Source organism: Stenotrophomonas sp. 01N47, assembly GCF_056399165.1.
Window position 1 is genome coordinate 1 of the sequence record NZ_JBFTQU010000122.1, and the last position, 354, is coordinate 354.

Here is a 354-nt window from a genome sequence, read left to right on the forward strand (position 1 = left end):
GTGCGGGTGTGGACCAACTTCGCCGAGGTCGACGTGATGCGCGGGGCGGTCAGCGCCGACGGTCTGGGCAACGACCTGCTGATGTTCACCACCAGCAGCGCCGGCTCGCGCGTGCGCACCTCGGTGGTGGGCGTGATCCAGGACCAGTTCGTGGTGGTCGATCGCCGCCGGATGGGCGGCCGCAAGCTGGGCGGCCTTGCCGACTACGTGGCGCTGGCCGGCGTCGCCTCGGCGCGCGCCGATCGCGACTACGAGGGGTTCAACACCGTGCTCAACCTCTTCACCGAGGAGGGCAGGACCGACGCCTCGCCGATGGATCGGGCCTATCTGCGCGGCCTGCAGACGGTGAAGCCC

At 70.6% G+C, this 354-nt stretch carries 1 protein-coding gene; it reads left to right on the plus strand.

Annotated elements, in window-relative coordinates; all coding sequences use genetic code 11:
• Positions 1 to 354, plus strand: a 354-nt coding sequence (locus AC1DKR_RS21500) for a hypothetical protein (protein WP_478035274.1), incomplete at both ends; no start/stop codon positions are given.